Origin of the sequence: Propylenella binzhouense, assembly GCF_009866965.1 — a bacterium.
GTDB lineage: Bacteria > Pseudomonadota > Alphaproteobacteria > Rhizobiales > Afifellaceae > Propylenella > Propylenella binzhouense.
In genome coordinates this window covers 1-1,269 of sequence record NZ_SPKJ01000209.1, presented here as the reverse complement: position 1 = coordinate 1,269, position 1,269 = coordinate 1, and the positions used below count along the sequence as shown (strand labels likewise).

At 67.5% G+C, this 1,269-nt stretch carries 2 protein-coding genes and 1 tRNA gene; all 3 read left to right on the top strand.

Translation table 11 applies throughout. The features are described 5' to 3' along the window. Positions 1 to 231: 231 nt before the first annotated feature. The 3 genes from E4O86_RS22945 (at position 232) to E4O86_RS22935 (ending at position 1,204) form a co-directional block, all read left to right on the top strand. Positions 232 to 308, top strand: a tRNA-Met gene (locus E4O86_RS22945). A gap of 181 nt (positions 309 to 489) precedes the next feature. After that, on the top strand, positions 490 to 675 hold the full coding sequence (locus E4O86_RS22940; RefSeq protein ID WP_425500153.1) for a type II toxin-antitoxin system TacA family antitoxin: 186 nt from the start codon (positions 490 to 492) through the stop codon (positions 673 to 675). A gap of 4 nt (positions 676 to 679) precedes the next feature. Next, complete coding sequence (locus E4O86_RS22935) at positions 680 to 1,204, top strand: GNAT family N-acetyltransferase (RefSeq protein ID WP_161142849.1); 525 nt, start codon at positions 680 to 682, stop codon at positions 1,202 to 1,204. Positions 1,205 to 1,269: the final 65 nt, after the last annotated feature.

Genomic DNA, 1,269 nt, shown 5'->3' with positions numbered 1-1,269 from the left:
CGCCGCGGCCCGCAGGGGCCGCCCGCGCAAGGCCGTTCGACCGGCGCGCGCGCGCAGGCGGGGGTGCCCGGGACGGCCGGAACCCGGCCCGCAGCTGCGGGACCCGGGGGTGCCAGACCTGGGGTGCAGACCTGGGGGTGCCTTTGGGGGGGAACGCCCCGGCTCATCGCACGGCTCGCCGCAATGCCCCGGCCGCCGCAGCGCCCGGAACACCGGAACATCAAAGCCTCTCGCGGGGTGGAGCAGCCCGGTAGCTCGTCAGGCTCATAACCTGAAGGTCGCAGGTTCAAATCCTGCCCCCGCAACCAAACGTTCCAAGCTGGATCAACAGCTTGCCAGAAACCCCGCCGGCCAAATCCGGCGGGGTTTTTCGTTCGGAGGGAAAGCGCAAGGATGCCAGCGAGATCGTCGCGCAGGTCGATCTCCATCTTGCCATCCGCCGGCGTCACGATATCCTCGACCAGCGTCCCGATCCTATCGGCGGCCGCCGTGCGCGATGCCGCGGTTCGCGCTGCCGAAGAAGTCGTCATGGAAAACCGGCTGATCCGCATGAGCCCCGAGGGCTTCGCCGATTTCATGAAGGTGCTGTCTGCTCCGGCCGCGCCGGTCCCCGAGATCGTCGAACTGACCGAGCGGCCCGCCCCCTGGGAGGCCGGTTACGTCGCCAAGCGGTGAGGCCTTGCCCTTATCGGCTCCCGAACCGCTCACGGCGGCGCACGATGTCTCCGAATTCTCCTGTGGCAGGCCCACGCTCGACCATTGGCTAAGGACGAGGGCGCTTTCCAACCAGGAAAGGGGCTTCACCGCTGTCATGGTCGTCCATGACGGGGGGCGGGTCGTCGGCTACTATGGTCTTGCCCGTACTGCCGTCGTTCCCTCGGCGCTGCCGCGGTCGGTCCGTACAGGCCAGCCAGCGGACCCGGTTCCCTGTCTCCTTCTCGGCCAACTGGCAACCGACAGGGCCTGGGTCGGTCGGGGTATCGGCGCGAGGCTACTGAAGCACGCATTGCAGCGCTGCGTGCAGGGAGCTCCCCTCGCCGGCGGGCGCGCGCTTATGGTCAATGCTGTCGGTGCCGAGGCTGCGCAGTTCTGGCAGCGACGCGGCTTTTTGCCTTCGAAAGACGACCCGCTGGTTCTGTTCCGCCCGATCTCCGCTATCGCCGCCTCGCTGGCCAACGTGAGGCTAGAGCGTTACCCGACCTAATTGAATCGGGATTCCCAAATCAGCGCTGAGATGATTCAAGCTGTCTGCCGGATTGGAGGCCGGCG